This window comes from Algoriphagus hitonicola (assembly GCF_900113375.1).
Classification (GTDB): Bacteria; Bacteroidota; Bacteroidia; order Cytophagales; family Cyclobacteriaceae; genus Algoriphagus; species Algoriphagus hitonicola.
Genome location: NZ_FOPC01000006.1, coordinates 252,619 through 269,224 on the forward strand (window position 1 = coordinate 252,619; position 16,606 = coordinate 269,224).

At 41.3% G+C, this 16,606-nt stretch carries 17 protein-coding genes and 1 pseudogene; 7 read left to right on the plus strand and 11 right to left on the minus strand.

The features are described from left to right. Positions 1-22 precede the first annotated feature (22 nt). Both xylA and BM043_RS10390 read left to right on the plus strand, forming a co-directional pair. Positions 23-1,336, plus strand: coding sequence for a xylose isomerase (gene xylA / locus BM043_RS10385; protein WP_092791351.1), 1,314 nt, complete (start codon positions 23-25; stop codon positions 1,334-1,336). 192 nt (positions 1,337-1,528) lie between these two features. Further along, complete coding sequence (locus BM043_RS10390) at positions 1,529-3,433, plus strand: sialate O-acetylesterase (protein ID WP_092791353.1); 1,905 nt, start codon at positions 1,529-1,531, stop codon at positions 3,431-3,433. A gap of 3 nt (positions 3,434-3,436) precedes the next feature. On the opposite strand, the gene BM043_RS10395 is transcribed toward BM043_RS10390, so the two are convergent. Both BM043_RS10395 and BM043_RS10400 read right to left on the minus strand, forming a co-directional pair. Next, on the minus strand, positions 3,437-4,507 hold the full coding sequence (locus BM043_RS10395) for an alpha/beta hydrolase (protein WP_092791355.1): 1,071 nt from the start codon (positions 4,505-4,507) through the stop codon (positions 3,437-3,439). Between the two features lie 5 nt (positions 4,508-4,512). Beyond that, the gene (locus tag BM043_RS10400; RefSeq protein WP_092791357.1) at positions 4,513-5,100 is read right to left on the minus strand and encodes a hypothetical protein; all 588 of its coding nucleotides are present in this window, start codon (positions 5,098-5,100) and stop codon (positions 4,513-4,515) included. A 147-nt stretch (positions 5,101-5,247) separates the two neighbouring features. On the opposite strand from BM043_RS10400, the gene BM043_RS10405 reads away from it, so the two are divergent. Together BM043_RS10405 and BM043_RS10410 are read left to right on the plus strand one after the other, a co-directional pair. Beyond that, on the plus strand, positions 5,248-5,814 hold the full coding sequence (locus BM043_RS10405; RefSeq protein ID WP_245753017.1) for a hypothetical protein: 567 nt from the start codon (positions 5,248-5,250) through the stop codon (positions 5,812-5,814). A gap of 18 nt (positions 5,815-5,832) precedes the next feature. Continuing rightward, on the plus strand, positions 5,833-6,330 hold the full coding sequence (locus BM043_RS10410; RefSeq protein WP_092791359.1) for a hypothetical protein: 498 nt from the start codon (positions 5,833-5,835) through the stop codon (positions 6,328-6,330). Here the strand turns inward: BM043_RS10410 and BM043_RS10415 are convergent. From BM043_RS10415 to BM043_RS10425, 3 genes are all read right to left on the minus strand, one after another. Beyond that, entirely contained in the window at positions 6,327-6,653 is a 327-nt protein-coding gene (locus BM043_RS10415; RefSeq protein WP_092791361.1) for an antibiotic biosynthesis monooxygenase family protein, read from the minus strand. The genes BM043_RS10410 and BM043_RS10415 overlap by 4 nt on opposite strands. After that, the gene (locus BM043_RS10420) at positions 6,650-7,243 is read right to left on the minus strand and encodes a DJ-1/PfpI family protein (protein ID WP_092791363.1); all 594 of its coding nucleotides are present in this window, start codon (positions 7,241-7,243) and stop codon (positions 6,650-6,652) included. The genes BM043_RS10415 and BM043_RS10420 overlap by 4 nt, the downstream gene beginning before the upstream one ends. 287 nt (positions 7,244-7,530) lie before the next feature. Further along, a complete protein-coding gene (locus tag BM043_RS10425) occupies positions 7,531-8,745 on the minus strand; it encodes a serine hydrolase domain-containing protein (protein ID WP_092791365.1) in 1,215 nt (404 codons plus the stop codon). 309 nt (positions 8,746-9,054) lie between these two features. Between BM043_RS10425 and BM043_RS10430 the strand changes: the two genes are divergently transcribed. Beyond that, positions 9,055-10,302: an NAD(P)/FAD-dependent oxidoreductase gene (locus BM043_RS10430; protein WP_092791367.1), complete on the plus strand. Its 1,248-nt coding sequence runs from the start codon at positions 9,055-9,057 to the stop codon at positions 10,300-10,302. 104 nt (positions 10,303-10,406) lie between these two features. On the opposite strand, the gene BM043_RS10435 is transcribed toward BM043_RS10430, so the two are convergent. Beyond that, positions 10,407-11,435 (minus strand): sugar phosphate isomerase/epimerase family protein, encoded by a 1,029-nt coding sequence (locus tag BM043_RS10435; protein WP_092791369.1) that lies wholly within the window; start codon positions 11,433-11,435, stop codon positions 10,407-10,409. A 157-nt stretch (positions 11,436-11,592) separates the two neighbouring features. On the opposite strand from BM043_RS10435, the gene arfB reads away from it, so the two are divergent. After that, on the plus strand, positions 11,593-12,015 hold the full coding sequence (gene arfB / locus BM043_RS10440; protein WP_092791371.1) for an alternative ribosome rescue aminoacyl-tRNA hydrolase ArfB: 423 nt from the start codon (positions 11,593-11,595) through the stop codon (positions 12,013-12,015). A gap of 8 nt (positions 12,016-12,023) precedes the next feature. Here arfB and BM043_RS10445 read toward each other — a convergent pair whose 3' ends face one another. Beyond that, complete coding sequence (locus BM043_RS10445; RefSeq protein ID WP_092791373.1) at positions 12,024-12,614, minus strand: DUF4136 domain-containing protein; 591 nt, start codon at positions 12,612-12,614, stop codon at positions 12,024-12,026. A 177-nt stretch (positions 12,615-12,791) separates the two neighbouring features. After that, the gene (locus BM043_RS10450) at positions 12,792-13,484 is read right to left on the minus strand and encodes a DUF2490 domain-containing protein (RefSeq protein ID WP_092791375.1); all 693 of its coding nucleotides are present in this window, start codon (positions 13,482-13,484) and stop codon (positions 12,792-12,794) included. 71 nt (positions 13,485-13,555) lie between these two features. Between BM043_RS10450 and BM043_RS10455 the strand changes: the two genes are divergently transcribed. Continuing rightward, a complete protein-coding gene (locus BM043_RS10455) occupies positions 13,556-14,140 on the plus strand; it encodes a uracil-DNA glycosylase family protein (protein WP_092791377.1) in 585 nt (194 codons plus the stop codon). On the opposite strand, the gene BM043_RS10460 is transcribed toward BM043_RS10455, so the two are convergent. The 3 genes and pseudogenes from BM043_RS10460 to BM043_RS19625 form a co-directional block, all read right to left on the minus strand. After that, entirely contained in the window at positions 14,126-15,007 is an 882-nt protein-coding gene (locus BM043_RS10460) for a cation diffusion facilitator family transporter (RefSeq protein ID WP_092791379.1), read from the minus strand. The two genes, BM043_RS10455 and BM043_RS10460, sit on opposite strands and share 15 nt — an antisense overlap. 95 nt (positions 15,008-15,102) lie before the next feature. Beyond that, positions 15,103-16,023, minus strand: a complete 921-nt coding sequence (locus BM043_RS10465; RefSeq protein ID WP_092791381.1) for an EamA family transporter — start codon at positions 16,021-16,023, stop codon at positions 15,103-15,105. A 365-nt stretch (positions 16,024-16,388) separates the two neighbouring features. Continuing rightward, positions 16,389-16,606 (minus strand): annotated as a pseudogene (locus BM043_RS19625) (hypothetical protein); the annotation flags it as partial.

Here is a 16,606-nt window from a genome sequence, read left to right on the forward strand (position 1 = left end):
TTAAACCTAAAAAAACCAAATTATGTCGAAGACTTATTTTAAAGGTATCGATAAGATTCCCTTTGAAGGAAAAGAAAGTGACAATCCACTTGCCTTTCGTTTCTATGACGAAAACCGGATAATTGGAGGCAAAACGATGAAGGAACATTTCAAATTTGCGATTGCATATTGGCACTCCTTCTGTGGTACCGGTGGGGACCCTTTCGGACCAGGCACGATAAATCATCCTTGGGATGCAGATCCAGATCCTGTACAGCGTGCAAAGGATAAAATGGATGCAGCATTTGAGTTTATTTCTAAAATCGGGGCACCCTATTATTGTTTTCATGACATCGATCTTGTAGATGAGGGGCCGACTCTATCGGAATATGAACGGCGTATGCAGATTATTTCTGATTATGCCCTTCAGAAACAAAAAGATACTGGGATCAAATTGCTTTGGGGAACAGCCAATGTTTTCAGCAATCCACGCTATATGAACGGGGCATCGACCAATCCAAATTTTGATGTGCTGGCTTTTGCCGGGACTCAAGTGAAAAATGCATTGGATGCCACCATTAAATTGGGGGGTGAAAATTACGTTTTTTGGGGTGGTCGTGAAGGATACATGTCCTTATTAAATACCGATATGAAACGGGAAACAGAGCATTTGGCTAGATTCCTGACTATGGCGCGGGATTATGCGAGAAAGAACGGCTTTAAAGGTACTTTCTTTATCGAGCCAAAACCGATGGAGCCCACCAAACATCAATATGACTATGATTCCGCTACAGTGATTGGATTCCTCAGACATTTTGGATTGGACAAAGATTTCAAATTGAATATTGAAGTCAACCATGCGACTTTGGCGGGGCATACTTTCCAGCATGAACTTCAGGTGGCCGCAGATGCCGGTATGCTTGGCAGTATCGATGCCAATCGAGGTGACTATCAAAACGGCTGGGATACGGATCAGTTTGCGTTAAACCTGCAAGAATTAACTGAGGCTATGCTCGTGATGCTTTCTTCTGGCGGTCTTCAGGGTGGAGGTGTAAACTTTGATGCTAAAATCCGAAGAAATTCCACCGATATGGACGACTTGTTCTTGGCTCATATCGGCAGTATGGATGCTTTTGCGAGAAGCATGTTGATCGCGCAGGATATTCTTGATAAATCCGATTACCTCGAGCGTAGAAAGCAGCGGTATTCCAGTTTTGATCAAGGAAAAGGGAAGGCTTTCGAAGAAGGAAAACTGACCTTGGAAGACCTGAGATCATATGCCATGGAGGTAGGTGAACCACATCAGATCAGTGGAAAACAGGAATACTATGAAAATCTCCTGAATCGATTTATTTAATATGATTTGAAAGGAAATCCGGCTTAGAAATGAGCCGGATTTTTTTTGTCTGATCTAATGATCCAAAATTATCGAATTGAATTTGGCATTTTATTGGTATTTACCCGCCTTAGATCTTCAGGGTTTATTTTCAAGTAAAAAAGGATTAAATTCCTAAAATTCTCCTATCTCACCCATTTGCAAGTCATTATTATGAAGAATTTACTCTTTCTGTTAATTGTAATTTTTATCGGAGCATGTCAATCCAAAAAATTTGAATCTGAGGTAGAATTGCCAAAATTGATCTCTGATGGGATGATTTTACAGCGGGATCAGCCGGTGAAAATTTGGGGAAAAGGTATCCCCGGTAAGAATGTGCGCGTAAGTGTAGCTGGATCGATATCAAGTTCCAAAGTAGAAAAAGACAGCACCTGGATCGTTACCATGCCTTCCAACCCTGCGGGCGGCCCCCATCTACTTACTGTCAACCAAGAGGAATTTGACGATGTTTATTTTGGAGATGTCTGGGTGGCGGGAGGTCAGTCCAATATGGAATGGCCTTTGAAATCCGGGGTAGTTGGTGCTGAAGATGAAATAAAAGGGGCGAATTTTGACCAAATCAGATTTTATAAAGTCCCAAACTCCTACTCTGTGGTCCAGCAAAAGGATCTTTCGGGGGGTGAGTGGGTGAAGGCGGATAGCACTACATTAGCTGATTTTTCTGCCATCGCTTGGTTTTTTGCAAAGCAAAATCATCTGGAAAAAGAGGTCCCGGTGGGAATAATCGAATCCAATTGGGGAGGAACTCCGGCAGAAGGATGGACACCGACGCAGATTTTGGCAGGAATGGAGGATATGAGTTTTTCGGAAGAAGCGAATGAGATTTTGGCAGAGCCAGAAAAATGGGAAAGAGAAAATCTTGCCAATGAAAAACGTCGGGAAATGCGAGATCTGTTGGTTCATCATCCAGACTCCACGACAGCTGCCGCGGTATCTTCAGTTGGATATAATGATTCGCAATGGCGAAAGATCCAATTACCTCAAAACAATCCATTAGAACATATTGCCTGGGTACGGAGGGATTTTAATCTCAGTCAGAAATCCGAATTGAGTCTTTTTCTTCCGGATATTAATGAGATGGCCTATATTTTTATCAATGGTGTTCAGATTCATCACAAGGATTGGGGTGAAAGTATGCCTGAAGTAAAGGTGAATCCAGAGCTTTTATTTGTCGGTCAAAATACGCTGACTATCAGAGTAGTAAATAACTGGAATAATCAACCTCAAGTAGGTACAAAGGGATCGATGTATTTTTCACAAAATGGAAATAAAATAAATCTTGAGGGAATTTGGAGCTATTCGAATGACTTGGTAGAACCGCAGCTTCCCAAGGTAGACCGACTCAACTGGAAACCTGGAATGATGTATAATGCCATGATTCATCCGCTCACCAATTATGGTATTCGTGGAGTCATTTGGTATCAGGGCGAAAGCAATGCCGGACGAGCCGAAGAATATAATGAGGTATTTACTACCTTGATACAGAGTTGGAGACAGGCCTGGGACCAGGGAGAATTTCCATTTTTATATGTTCAGTTGGCTAATTTTATGGAGCCTGAAGATCTGCAACCGGAAAGCAACTGGGCAGCCCTGAGAGAAGCTCAGCGTAAGGCCTTAGTATTACCTAATACTGGAATGGCCGTAGCGATAGATTTGGGTGAGGCAGAGGATATTCATCCGAGAAACAAGCGTGATGTAGGAGATCGATTGTGGCGATTGGCTCGGAATATTTCATTTTTGGACAGTATAGTGAGTCAGGGTCCTATATTGGATTCGGTAGAAAAAGCCGGTTCAGAATTACGTTTGTTTTATTCCTCAGTAGGGTCAGGCTTGGAGATAAACACCGGTGAAGAGGTGATTGGGTTTTCGCTCCAAAATCAAGATGAGCAATGGCAGTCCTTTGCCGGAAGAATCATCGAGAAGGATCAAATCATAATAGATTTGGATTCTGAATTTGATCCCATAGAGCTTCGATATGCCTGGGCAGACAATCCGAAGGTAAATTTGTACAATTCGGAAAATTTACCTGCAGTGCCGATTCGCCTAAAAATCAGATAAGGGTTAGTTTCTGTTCCGGTCCAAAACTTCTTTTCCTTCCAGCATTTCCTCGATCATTTCTTTAAATTCTGGTCTGGGAGGAATTTGGACGACATTTTCAAGAAAGTTTATCGTTTCAAACAATACCCCTTCCCAATCATCGGAAGTGATCGAACTGGCAATGACATGGTCTCCGGAGTTGGGGAAAGCTTTCTCCTGTTTCAGGTTGGCTGGAGTACTGACTTGCTGATACATTTCGAGCATTTTCGGTACCGAAACCACAAAATCCTGCTCCTCGTCATTTTTGTAATAATATCCCAAAAACAAGGGCTGATTGATTTTTTTAAAGGTTTCCGCATTCATTTCACTGTAAAGCAAGACGGCTAAGCTTTCGTAACCATTGATATGGTAATCTTCGGACCAAAAAGCCGCTTTTTCACCTTTTCTGCTTTGGTGATTAACTCCATTTTTCATGGTGGTTTTTTCCGCTAGGAATTTCATCCAGGGTTGAAAAAAAGCACTCAGTCGCTCTCCGTTTTCCCGGATAGCAGGAGAGTACAATGCTATCGCTTTGATATCTGGCTGTTGACTGGCTAATAATAAAGTTAAGGCACCACCCATGGAGGTTCCTACAACGATAACTTCATCTCCGAGACTTTTTCCGATTTGATAGGCTTCTCCTGCGCCATCTGCTAGTTTTTGGGCGCTGAGGTACTCCATGCCGTTATCCCGTTTGATTCCATGTTCAGGGAGGCGGGTGACAAAAAGATTAGCTCCAAAATGCGCGGATAAAAATCGATGGACAGGATCTCCCTCCATAGGGCTTGCTCCAAAACCATGAATGTAAACAATGGAATAGGGGGTTTTGCGCTTGTTTGCCGAGTCTGCCCAGATGATGTAAGCCTCGTTTCCAGGCTTGAGGCCAAAAACACTATCTTCCCGGGACTTGAGATAGTTTTCGAGCTCAGATATGCGGGTAGGAATCTCCGGAAAATTGATGGTCAATTCTTGTTTTTCGACTTTTGGACCCAACAGATAAGTAATGGCCAATACTATTGCAAGAGCAAAAAAAACAAGGAAAATTTTACGAAGCATGAATTTTAGTCGGTTTGAAGGATGGGGCTACTGCTTTCAAGTTGGATAGAAGTACCATTTTTTAGAAATATGAAGGTACGGGTTTTTAATTGTGAATAATTTTCAGGGGTTGGTTTTAGGTACAAACCTAAAAATGGATCCATGCTGCTGAAATCCCTGAATTCTGCTAAGGTTTCCTTTTCATTTGATTCCAAAAGATAGGAGATATCTGTCCCAATAGGAAGTCCATTAAAAGGAGCGGTGAGAATGACTGATATATTTGAAATATTTTTAAAGTTGTACCGAGGTAAGCAGCTAAGCGCAAATGTTTCCCAAGGTAAAGCTGATTCGGGATTTGAAAGCTGAGTCAATCGCTCGGGAACGAATTCAAGCACCAAGAAAAAATCTTTGATATCGACAGTATCTGCGGCGTTAGAATAGCGTTCGTTTTCATAAGGACCGAAAAAAATTTCGGCTCCGATCAGGTTAGCATCTGAGGGACCTGGACATTGGGCATAGAGATCTGGCAATTGCTCATGGACACAGGCAACGGTAACCATCATTCCCAAATAGGAAAGAATAATCAGGCAGGTTAACTGAATTTTTCGAAGCATTTTTTTAGCCTTATTATCAATTAAATTTAACCATTACCGCTGAGTAATTCCAAGAGATTTCCACTGTCTTAAAGATAATTAGGAAATTGACTAAAAAGTGTATCATTTTTATCTTGAATCACGTAGTAATGGAAAACTTAAATTCTAATGAAAAAATTTTTAATTGCCTCGTTTTTTACCATGTTCCTTTTCCAGTTACACGCGCAGGATGGGGTTCCTTCAAAATCTGTTTACTTGGAAGTCGGTGGCCCAGGAATGCCTTACAGTTTTAATTATGATTTTCGTTTTGATTCTGAAAATATGAACTCCTGGGGTATGCGAATTGGTGCCGGTGGATATACTATCTCGGAGGGCGAATCTTTTTTCTCTTTGCCTATCATGGCGAATAAGCTTTATGGAAATGGACCGCATTATTTTGAATTTGGTATGGGGATGACCTTTTTTGCCTTCAATGAGGATCAAAATCAATATTGTCTTACCGGCTATTATGACCAAAACTCCGGACAATATATCTGTACCACCTATGAACAATATCCATTTAATTTTATCCTCGACGTAGATGGCTCACCCAGTGTGATGGGGATGTTGAATTTTGGCTATCGCAAAGTCCCCGTGGATGGAGGCTTTACTTGGAAAGTAAATATCAATCCACTTTTCAACAACAATGGATTTTGGCCTTTATTTGCCGGGGTTGGTTTTGGTTATGCATTTTAAATTTTTGAATTCAATTTCATGAAAAATTTCATTCTAATTTCGGTTTTATTTATTGGTCTTTCCAATCTCCAAGCTCAAACTACGGAACCACGCGAGCAGGGCAAGGCATTTTATTTAGAGCTTTTCGGAAACGGAATTACCTACTCCTTAAATTATGATCAGCGATTTCAGAAACGCATGGATGGATTGGGTTTCAAAGCTGGAGCATCTTTTTTATCCTTAGGCGGATCTTCAGTTGGGACGGTTCCTGTCGGACTGAATTATCTCTTGGGAAAAGAAGGGAAGTTTTTTGAAATGGGAATGGGGAGTACCCTGATTTTTGGAGGGGGAAATACAGACTTTGCTGTAGGAGATGGGGAGCCTTTGGATACTTATTTCCTTGGCACGATGACCTTTGGGTATCGGAGTGAACCTACGGATGGCGGATTTTTATTTCGAGCCAACCTAACCCCAATTTTTGGAGGGTTTGGCTTTTATCCATTTTTCGGTGGCATAAGTGTAGGTTACGCGTTTTAGGAATTTTCCAACCCAAAATCATAATCCCGCTCCACTAGGCAGATTCTAGTTTTAAAGGATTGATACCAGGTATCTTTTCCCAGTTTTTGGGCTATGAGATGCTGGGATTGGTTTTTCCATCGTTTGATGGCTTCCAAATCGCTCCAATAGCTCACCGTGATTCCTAGACTATCTCGGGCGCTTTCGTGTCCCAGATATCCCTCTTGTTCCTTGGCGAGCTTTTCCATGAGTTGGGCGGTCTCTTGATACCCATGCGTAATATTGGAAAGCGTATTGGTGAAAATCACAGCATAATACGGAGGCTTTGGGGTCTTTGCTATCATGGGTTTTGCTCAAAAGATCGGTATTCCATGTATTCAGCTACTGTTTTTGCATGGCTTTTACCCCAGGTTTTTTCAATTAGGTGAAGGGCTAGATCGATTCCTGCCGAAACACCCGCAGAGGTAAATAAGGTACGACTTGATTCAATGAATCTTTTTTCAGGCATTGGAGATCCATTTTTTACCAATTGTTTTAAATCAGAATAAACCTGATGATGGGTACAATAAGGCTTATCATCCAATAAGCCCAATTTGGCGGGGATCCGTGCTCCCGAACAAACGGTCATCGTCCATTTGGACTTTTCCATAAGTTGATTTAATCGTTCAAGAGAAGCCTGATTTTGGATGACGAGCTTGCTTCCATTTCCTCCGGGAATTACCAAATAATCGATGGCAGGGAGTTCATTGAATGCATGGGCAGGAATCACTTTTAATCTTCCGATAGTCTGAATGGGAAGAATGGTTTCAGAAAACGTGAAAACCCGCATATTTTCCTCCGGAAATAAATCCGCAAAGGAATTGAATACTTCAAATGGGCCTATAAAATCTAAAGGTTCGACCTGATCGAAAATGTAAATTCCTAAATTTTTCATAGTGGGTTTGGGTTTGACCTACATCAAGAAATACGATACAAAATAACAAGATAAAAATTCTTTACGTAATTTTGTATGCAAGACGAATAATAATTAGGTTAAATTCAGAATATAATTTGGCTGGCTGCGAGAAAGGATTGAATTATAAGGTTTAGGTTGAGTTAAGTTTTATAGGGTTTTATGGTTGATTGATTCCTTTCCCAGCTAGCCATTATTTATTTGAAGAGGAGATTAGAGATGGTTGTTTTGTCACCTGGAGCCCGGATTACTTCCGGGCTTTTTTATTTTTAGTTAGGCAAACTCTCCAATACCAATTGCACCAATTTGGCTTTTTCATTATTCGGTATCCAACGGGCCACGATCACCAAGTCATTTTCCTGATCCACATAGATCATATTGGTACCGGCACCGATATGAATAAATGCTGATTTTGGGGCGTCGGGAACCTGCTCTTCTTCATTATTGAGAAAATAATTCATAAATCCGTATCCCGGATTGGCAGGGGTAGGAATTCTGGATTTGTCGATCCACTCTTTAGGTATTAATTGTTCTCCATCCCAATTGCCATTGTGCAAGGTCAGATACCCAAATCTAGCCTGATCCCAAGCAGATAGCATCATGCCGCCTCCCCAATGCGATCCGCCTGAAACCGATTGGACGATTTCTCCATCCAAAATCACAAAGGAGTTTTCATATCCCGTCCATCTCCAGGTGTCGCTGGCGCCGATCGGATCCATAATTTTTTCCTTCAAAACCTTTGGTAGTGGTTTTCTCCAGACATTCAGTAAGGCCAAGGCCAAGACATTAACCCGGGTATCGTTGTATTCATAAACAGAGCCGGGTTCATTTTGGGGTCGGGCCCGCTTTTGGGCTACTCCTTCGGAAGGACGATCACCCCAATCGGGTTTTCCCCAAAGTGTACCTTCCCAGTCTGAAGTCTGACGGAGAAGATGAACCCAGGTGATTTTCCGATTATGTTCGGTATCAAATAAATTAAATACATCATCTTCCATCAAATGATCTGACTTGTTCATAGATCCGCGAAATGGTTCGTAGGGATAAATCGGAGCCATATAGGGATAGACCAAGTCATTTTCTGATTTAATCAATCCCTCTTTGACCGCTAGGCCTGCCGTGGTAGAAAGGAAGCTTTTGGCAACAGAAAAAGTGAGGTCAACCTCACTGGGATCGCCCCATTGGCCGACTACATAACCTTTGTAAATAATTAATCCGGTTGCGGGTCCACGGGTTTTCATCGGACCTACCGGAAAACCAAATGGCTCCCGACCAAAGGCAGACTCATAGTGTGCGATTTTCAAATTGGGGTTTTGAGTACTTTCTGTGGCTTTGCCAAAAGCAATGGCTTCATTAATTTTGTCCGAATTGAGACCAAGTTCTGATGGGGATTTTTTCTCCCAATTTCCTTTTTCCGGGAAATAGCTCTGTGCCCAACTGAAAGTGGTCAGGAGACAGGCGATTAGTAGGGTAATTGTTTTATTCATACGGATGGCATTTTAAATTTGCGTTTAAACCTATTTATTGGCATTCTGGCAATCTGATCAAGGATCACTTTCGAGAAATTGCTCGATCTGAGGCCCCTGTTTAGGCGATTTTACAGATTTTAAAATCCATAGGAATCTATGGTTGATTTCAGCTTATTTGTGGCTGGTGAATATTGAATTTAAAATAAAGATTAGTTATCTTTTATAAATATATGTCAAACCCTTTTGATCCTCAGCGGTTGATATTTTGATATATTCCAAATCTAAGAGGTTTGGTAGATTTCTTTGTCTTACCCAGCAAACAGTTTTATGAAAGAAGATAAAATTTACATAATCGGAGCAGGAATTTCAGGATTAATAGCTGCTCTTGAGCTAGAGCGAGCAGGATATTCCCCGGTGATATTAGAAGCATCGGATCGAGTGGGAGGGAGAATGAAGACTGATAAGGTCGACGGGTTTTTAATGGATCATGGTTTTCAAGTGCTCAATACCGCCTATCCTGAGGTGAAAAAATATCTGGATCTACAACTGTTGAAAATTAAAACCTTTGATCCGGGTGCCGTTATCTTCGACGGTAAAGAATCGTATTTGATTTCGGATCCCATGCGAAACCCTTTGAAAATCGTGGGGATGGCTTTTTCCAAAGTGGGAAGTTTTCTGGACAAAGTAAAAATGTTTAGTCTGACCCAAGAATTGAAAAAGAAAACCAATGAAGAAATATTCAATAGTCCGTCGGTTCCCACACTTCAATACCTCAGAGAATACGGATTTTCGCAGGCGATAATCGAAAATTTTTTCAAGCCCTTTTTCCGGGGTATTTTCTTGGAAAAACACCTCAATACCAGCAGTCGGATGTTTGAGTTTGTATTCAAAATGTTTGCCATCGGCCATGCTGCAATCCCTGAAAATGGGATGGAGGAAATCCCAAAAATGCTGAGAAAACAACTGAGTCAGACACAACTCTATTTTGAGTCTCGGGTTAAAGAAATTCAGGGAAATTCAATCCATTTGGAAAATGGGGAAGTGATTATTGCCGATCGGATTATAGTCGCCGTCCAACCTGATCAAGTGATGAAGCAGCTTCAAGGTCAGTTTGCCGCACCACGCAAAGTGATCAATCTCTATTTTTCGCTTCAGAAATCTTTTCTTGCCCGACCGATGATTGGCTTGGTCAAAGGCGAGCAATTAATCAATAATTTGGTATTTATGGATGATGTGTCGGAGGTTTATGCGCCAAAAGATCGATCGCTTCTCTCCGTGACTATTTTGGATTCTGTGCTAGAGGAAAAAGAACTGGTTAAAGCAGTTCAATTGGAGTTATCGGAGATTTCGGGTATCAAACCTGATTTTTTCAAATATCTCAAGGGTTATTGGATTGATTATGCCTTGCCCAACTTGGATGATCTAAGGTATCAGATTCCATTTACCGAGTGTAAAATCACGGATGATGTATTCTTGGCGGGTGATTATTTGCTTAATGGCTCGATTAATGCCGCAATGACATCCGGTCGAACAGCTGCGGAGGCCGTCATTCACTCTTTTATGCCGACGCACTAAATCGTTGATTTTGGCGATTTGGTGTCTAAAACTGTTTTGAAAAGCAAAAAAATAAGCGGTAGCAAAATTTGCCACCGCTTTCGTTAAGTAATCCGACAAAATTTCTAAACTAAGCCTTGTCTACAAAACTCCAGGCATTTTTGTACTTCTTTGATGGGGTCTGAGTTTTCCGGAACCTCATATTCGAGTTCGATGGTAGCCGGAAAATCATATTTGTTTTTTTGCATCATCTTGAGCACATCTCCAATCGGCGTATCGCCATTTCCCCAAGCGACATTCCCTTTTCCATTTGCGGGAGTTTGTCGATCCTTGGTATGCATACTGAGGATGTTTTTATGTTGTTTTTCGATCAAAGGAATCAAATCCGAGTGACCTGCGGCAATGTAATGTCCCATGTCCAGATTTAATGCGTTTCGTTTGCTCTGAGTCAAAGCGGTATCCCAAAAGTCAAAAGTTTGTTGCTCATGTCCATGGTATGCCACGCTCATTTTATGCTGTTCGCCCAGTTTTCCCAAGCGCATGGTGTGTGCATCATCAGCGGGATGCTCAAGAGTGACATGAGAAGCGCCCAAAGCTTTGGCCGCTTTCATCCCATAACTGATTTCGGCATCGCTGTTATTTTGGCCGAAAGCTGCCGGCTTGAATGCATAGATTTTTACTCCATGATCTGCATACATTTTTCGGATTTCTTCAAAAGGTTTCATATCTGCTTTAGCCCTCCAGTCAGCGACCACTTTGCCATAGGCGGTGGCTTCTTTTTGGAGTTCGGCCAGTTCGGTGGTTTCTTCGGCACTAAGGGTTTCGCCTCTCCGGGCTTTGCCTCCCAGCTGCCACATCCGCATGCGATTGATTGGCGATGCAGGCATGCCGGCAAAACTTTCCGCAGGATCTCCCATCAGCTCGATGGCAGAGATTCCGGACTCTTTGACATAATTCAAGGTAGCTTCGGCACTTTGGTCTGGAAGACTCCGAAAGGAATATGTAATGCAACCAATTTGAACTCCATTGATAAGGGAGTTAGGTTTGTTGAGGCTTTTGATGAGATTGGGTGCTCCTTGTAGCCAGGCAGGAGCTAAAGCTAAAGCTGTAGCTCCTAAAGTTGATTTGATGAGGAACTCTCTTCTGTTTTTCATGCTAGAATAGGGATAGGTCTATTGTTTCAATTAAACAAATTAGTGATTTCTTTCTTAGAATTTAGGATGAATTATCAGATTGGCAAAAAAATCATTTGAGAAGTATTCGAAGGGGAGGATTTTAGATTGGGAATTGTTGTTATTTTAAAATAAAAAAATGAGTACCATTGATAGGCGAATAGCATTAGGAGAATTTTTGAAAGAATTAAGCTTTCAGACCGCAAGAAGCGGTGGGGCAGGAGGACAGCATGTCAATAAGGTGGAAAGCAAAGTTCAGTTGTTCTTTGATATTAAAAATTCTGGGATTCTAAGCGATTCGGAAAAGGATATTCTTTTGGAAAAATTAAAAAACCGGATTGATCAAGAAGGAGTTTTGAGTCTGCAAAGTCAGGAAAAACGATCTCAAATTCAAAATAAGGAGATCGTCGTCAAAAAGTTTTATGAGGTAATTAGGGCGGCATTCAAGAAGAAAAAAATCCGAAAAGCGACCAAACCCAGCAAATCAGCCATCGAAAAAAGACTTATGGAAAAAAAAGCCCGATCGGAAAAGAAATCCAATCGGGGATGGTCTCGGGACTGAGTCATCAATTATTCCATAAATCGATTGACCACTTTGAATTCATTCATGACGCGATAGGCGGCCCGTGTTATGTCTGACTGAAAACTTGGCGATTTAAAATCGAAATTAGCAGCCGTATATCCTTGCCATATCGTTGATCCCCGCTTGGAATCAATCACATAAATCACCAGCATCCCGTTATTCTCTTTGTATTTGACCTGATTGTAGGTTTCATCTTTTTCGAGTTCTTTTTCATTATCCTCGTCATTTTCGGCTTGGATAATCTCTATTCCCCGACGCTTGAGCCAGTAGTCAAATTCGGGCTGAACATATCCTCTGTATTTGACTGAGTCAGTAAATATTTTATAACTGACCAGCATATCTGGTTTTTCATTTTTTTCACGAAATCCCTGAGAGCCTAATCTAGCTCCAATGGTGGCAGTTAAAACCGGGGCTAAGATCGTGGTGTCTAGATCGGTGGATTGTACAAAGGCGAAAGTCTTGTATCGCTTGAAGGAGCCTTGGTAATTGTAATCGTATTCGGCGATGTAATCTTTCTGGGTGAAACAGGCAGTGGATAGAATCGCGAGAACAAAAATTGTCATGATTGAACTTTTCATAACTAGATAGTTTGGTTGATGCTTTGAAAGGATTTCTTTCGGATAACCTTCCATGGCTAATCATTGTTTTTCAAGACATTGATTAACAGGTTTTTCTCCTTTAATTTACCAAAAAGTACGAAGAATCTATTCTGCTTGGATCAATAAATAAAAATTTTCGCGAATTTTTCCGCTAGATCACTTTTTGGAGTAAAGCTGCTGAAATAGAGAAAATTGTAATTGGAGTTTACTGCTTGCATCGGTGGATTGATCGAGGAGGCCCACTTGAAGGGCTAAATTGGGATTAAACCGATATCCCAGTCCGGCGTACAATCTATTTCGGTCAAAAAATTTCACCGTGTCATTAAGTTTTTCTCCATTAATAAAAAGCTCATCATATACTTGGAGGTACCAGCTTCCCGCTTCATGAAGTTCTTTTTGGTTAAGCGGAAAATTGACAAAAATAGCATAGCGAAATCGTGTTCTAATGGGACTATTTTCTACCCATCGCTGCTCGTACCGATAGCGATGCATTATTCCTACCCGGTTTACTTTTTGCCTAAGAATCACTTCCTGATAGATTCTGCTTTCATGAAATCCATTGTTGATTTCACCGGGAGATTGAGTAGTGATAGATCCGTATCCCGCCAGGAAGCTTGCAGCTCCATTTTCTAAATTGTATTGAAGCCCTGTTCGCAGAAGCAATTGCTCCAGGTCACCTATGATGTTATGATTTCGATATTGTGCTTCCCCGTGAATCGCCCAGGGTGAGTCTTGAAAGCGATAGTTGCCAAAATACATGTACCAGGCTCCAAGGTCGGGGTTGGATTGGGCAAAAATACCAAACGGAAAAATCAAGAAATAAATAAGGATAGAAAGTTTCTTCAACATAGCGCGTCTGTTTTGGAATTTTGCTTTGGGTATAAAACTATGGAAATTGGGCCAAAACCATAAACTCACACATGCAAGAAGGCGAATCTTTGATTTCAGCGGTGAAAGACTGTAGAATTTGCGAACCATTTTTGCCTTTGGGACCTAGACCGGTGATCTCTATTTCTAAGGAAAGTAAGATTCTCATCATTGGTCAGGCACCGGGAACCCGCGTTCATAAAACGGGGATTCCCTGGAATGATCCCAGTGGAGATGAACTCAGGAGATGGCTTGATGTGGATCGAGATCAATTTTACGACCCAAAAACATTCGGAATTATGCCTATGGGATTTTGCTATCCCGGCAGGGGAAAGGGAGGGGATTTGCCTCCTCGACCAGAATGCGCCCCTCACTGGCATGCTAAATTGATGAATATTATGCCGAATGTGAAGCTGACCCTTTTGATCGGGGACTTTGCACAGCGGTATTATTTGGGTAAAAGCAGAATGCAGAACTTAACAGAAACAGTCCGGTCTTTTGAAGATTACCTCCCGGACTATTTCCCTCTGGTTCTTCCTTCTCCCCGAAACCGCCTTTGGATGAGGAAGAATGATTGGTTTGAATCTGACGTGATTCCTAGGTTAAGAGAAAGGCTCAATAGCCTAATTATCTTTTGATTGTATGGTACAATTATCTCCCGGAAGTTCCCATTCGATAGTGAAATGAATAAAAGAATAGCTTTTGAGTAACTGTTGGATGGAGATTTTTGATTTTCTGAGTTCTTCTAAGTTATCAATTTCTTTTAGGCAAATATGTGCGGTGAAGACATGGTTTTCACCATCCAAAGACCAGGTATGGACATGATGAATAGAATTGACCTTTGGGTGAAGAAGTAGTTTTTGTTCGATTTGAGCTACTGAAATTCCCTTGGGAGAACCTTGAAGAAAAATGAGCATGGTTTCTTTGAGATTTTTGAAAACATTCCAAAGAATAAACAGCGTGATAGCGATCGAAAGCGCAGGGTCAAGCCAAGGAATATCATAGAAATACAATATGATCGCACCGATCAAAACTGTCACCCAACCTAAAACATCTTCTAAGAGGTGCCAGCTGATTACCTTTTCATTTTGGCTTTTTCCATGACTGACTTTCCATGCCGCAAATCCATTGACCAATACACCCAAGAGCGCCAATAGGATCATGCCGGTGGCATTGCTAGGCTCCGGGTTAAAGAGTCGATTTAGCGCTTCCGATAAAACAAAAAAGGAACCTAGAATTAGGATCAGGGCATTGATTAAGGCTCCTAAAAGGGAAAAGCGACCATAGCCGAAGGTGAATATTTTATTGGCCTTTTGGTGGGATTTTTGATCGAGATACCAAGCTAATCCCAATGATACACTATCACCGAGGTCGTGGACGGCATCAGATAAAATCGCCACGGAATTGACTAATATTCCACCAATAAATTCGATTACCGTAAATCCTAGATTTAGGAAAAAGGCAAGCTTTAGGTTTCCACTGGTATGATGATGATGATTGGACATCGGCTCGATAATTTTTGGGATAAATCAGTCCTAGAGCAATTAACTCTACAATAAGAAAGGTAATAAATCGACTTTATCTTTTTAAAAAAGAAGAATTAAATCGCGAGTTTTTTAGTCTTCGTGGCTAGAGTCAATAGCGCCACCGTACCTAGAATCATAAAAGTGCCTAACCAATCCATCCCTGTAAAACTCACTCCTAGCCAAATCACTGCCATAAATGCAGCAGATAAAGGCTCTACACTACAAATCAGAGATGCAGTTTGTGATCCAATTAAGGGTAAAGCAGTCATGAAAAACAAAAATGACAGAATGCTTCCAAAAATAATGATGAAGGAAAATGCAGCCAATGCTTCTACATCCCATTGCCCCTGAGGTATCCATGGTTCGGATTGAAAGGAAAATGCCAGTCCGCCAATCAGCATCGCCCAACCGGTCACTCTCACAGAAGAGAATCGGCTCAAAAGTCCAATGGGATAGATACTGTAAAAAGCGAAAGTCAGCGCGGATAATATTCCCCAAATGAAAGCCTGTTTTGAGATGACAAGCGTATCGATCGTGCCATGAGTAACCAACAAAAAGGTGCCCCCCAGCGCTAAGCCCAAGGATAGGAATTCGATGGCTACAGGCCATTTTCTATGCTTTATGGCAAAATAGGCCACGATGAAAACCGGACCTAAATATTGGATGACTGTTGCTGTGGCTGCATTGGAGAGCTGAATGGAATAAAAATAAGTGTATTGAACGGCTAGCATGCCTAAAATTCCAAAAATGAGAATTGACAAAACGTCTTGTTTGCTTTTCCAAATCCTGAAGACTTTCGAACCATGATTTTTAGTATCAATCAATAAAAGTATGAAACCAGCGAGTAACAATCTCCAAGTAACCAACCATGCAGGTTCGAGTTGTTTTTGTTCAAAGAGAAATTGAGCACAGTTCCCCGCCACTCCCCAAAAAATAGCCGCAAAAAGGGCTAGTAAAAAACCTTTGTTTTGAGGGGATAGAGAAGTCTGTTTCATGCATGATTTTCAATCCGCAAATAAAAGGAAAAGAGCTTGATTTTGGATTTTACCCGGGAGAAAAATTATTGCTTCTGCTAAACTATTCCGTTTAAAAAGATTGATATTGAATCATTTTAGAAGGTGAATTTATTGAACTCTTACTGCGTAAAAATCAATTTTCTGAATTTCCTATTCGGTTTTTGATTGAGATCCCGCCTAATGCGGCTTATTTTTTTGTCAATCCTGCAACAAGATTAGCAACAATAAACAAAAAATCCCCATTTTACTGGCTTTAAGCAGGGATTTTGTGGGCCCCGCTGGGCTCTTCCGATGCATCGAACCAAGCACCTACTGCCCCGATGAATCGGGGGAGTCAGAAGCTCTTACCTTGTTTTGTTCACTTGTGAATTTATTTCGGCAGGATCATCTTTCAGTTTCCTGATAAATACAGCACTTTTCATTTTTTTGATGTAAAGTTCCATTCTTCTGGCATGTGAAAAGTCATCCGCTTTAATGGAAAGAAACAACTCCCAGTCTGAAGCTTTTGCGGTGTAACGGTGATTTCCGTATTGATGGAGGTTATGTTTTTCGATTCTTGAGT

Excerpts from the sequence above, each read along its gene's own strand:
- BM043_RS10435 (WP_092791369.1), bottom strand. The coding sequence starts at position 11,435 with ATGAAAAACAGAAGAGAGTTCCTCATCAAATCAACTTTAGGAGCTACA.
- BM043_RS10420 (WP_092791363.1), bottom strand. The coding sequence starts at position 7,243 with ATGAAAAATTTAGGAATTTACATTTTCGATCAGGTCGAACCTTTAGAT.
- BM043_RS10415 (WP_092791361.1), bottom strand. The coding sequence starts at position 6,653 with ATGATAGCAAAGACCCCAAAGCCTCCGTATTATGCTGTGATTTTCACC.
- BM043_RS10410 (WP_092791359.1), top strand. The coding sequence starts at position 5,833 with ATGAAAAATTTCATTCTAATTTCGGTTTTATTTATTGGTCTTTCCAAT.
- BM043_RS10445 (WP_092791373.1), bottom strand. The coding sequence starts at position 12,614 with ATGAAAAGTTCAATCATGACAATTTTTGTTCTCGCGATTCTATCCACT.
- BM043_RS10450 (WP_092791375.1), bottom strand. The coding sequence starts at position 13,484 with ATGTTGAAGAAACTTTCTATCCTTATTTATTTCTTGATTTTTCCGTTT.
- BM043_RS10430 (WP_092791367.1), top strand. The coding sequence starts at position 9,055 with ATGAAAGAAGATAAAATTTACATAATCGGAGCAGGAATTTCAGGATTA.
- BM043_RS10465 (WP_092791381.1), bottom strand. The coding sequence starts at position 16,023 with ATGAAACAGACTTCTCTATCCCCTCAAAACAAAGGTTTTTTACTAGCC.
- arfB (WP_092791371.1), top strand. The coding sequence starts at position 11,593 with ATGAGTACCATTGATAGGCGAATAGCATTAGGAGAATTTTTGAAAGAA.
- BM043_RS10460 (WP_092791379.1), bottom strand. The coding sequence starts at position 15,007 with ATGTCCAATCATCATCATCATACCAGTGGAAACCTAAAGCTTGCCTTT.
- xylA (WP_092791351.1), top strand. The coding sequence starts at position 23 with ATGTCGAAGACTTATTTTAAAGGTATCGATAAGATTCCCTTTGAAGGA.
- BM043_RS10405 (WP_245753017.1), top strand. The coding sequence starts at position 5,248 with ATGAAAAAATTTTTAATTGCCTCGTTTTTTACCATGTTCCTTTTCCAG.
- BM043_RS10425 (WP_092791365.1), bottom strand. The coding sequence starts at position 8,745 with ATGAATAAAACAATTACCCTACTAATCGCCTGTCTCCTGACCACTTTC.
- BM043_RS10390 (WP_092791353.1), top strand. The coding sequence starts at position 1,529 with ATGAAGAATTTACTCTTTCTGTTAATTGTAATTTTTATCGGAGCATGT.
- BM043_RS10400 (WP_092791357.1), bottom strand. The coding sequence starts at position 5,100 with ATGCTTCGAAAAATTCAGTTAACCTGCCTGATTATTCTTTCCTATTTG.
- BM043_RS10455 (WP_092791377.1), top strand. The coding sequence starts at position 13,556 with ATGCAAGAAGGCGAATCTTTGATTTCAGCGGTGAAAGACTGTAGAATT.
- BM043_RS10395 (WP_092791355.1), bottom strand. The coding sequence starts at position 4,507 with ATGCTTCGTAAAATTTTCCTTGTTTTTTTTGCTCTTGCAATAGTATTG.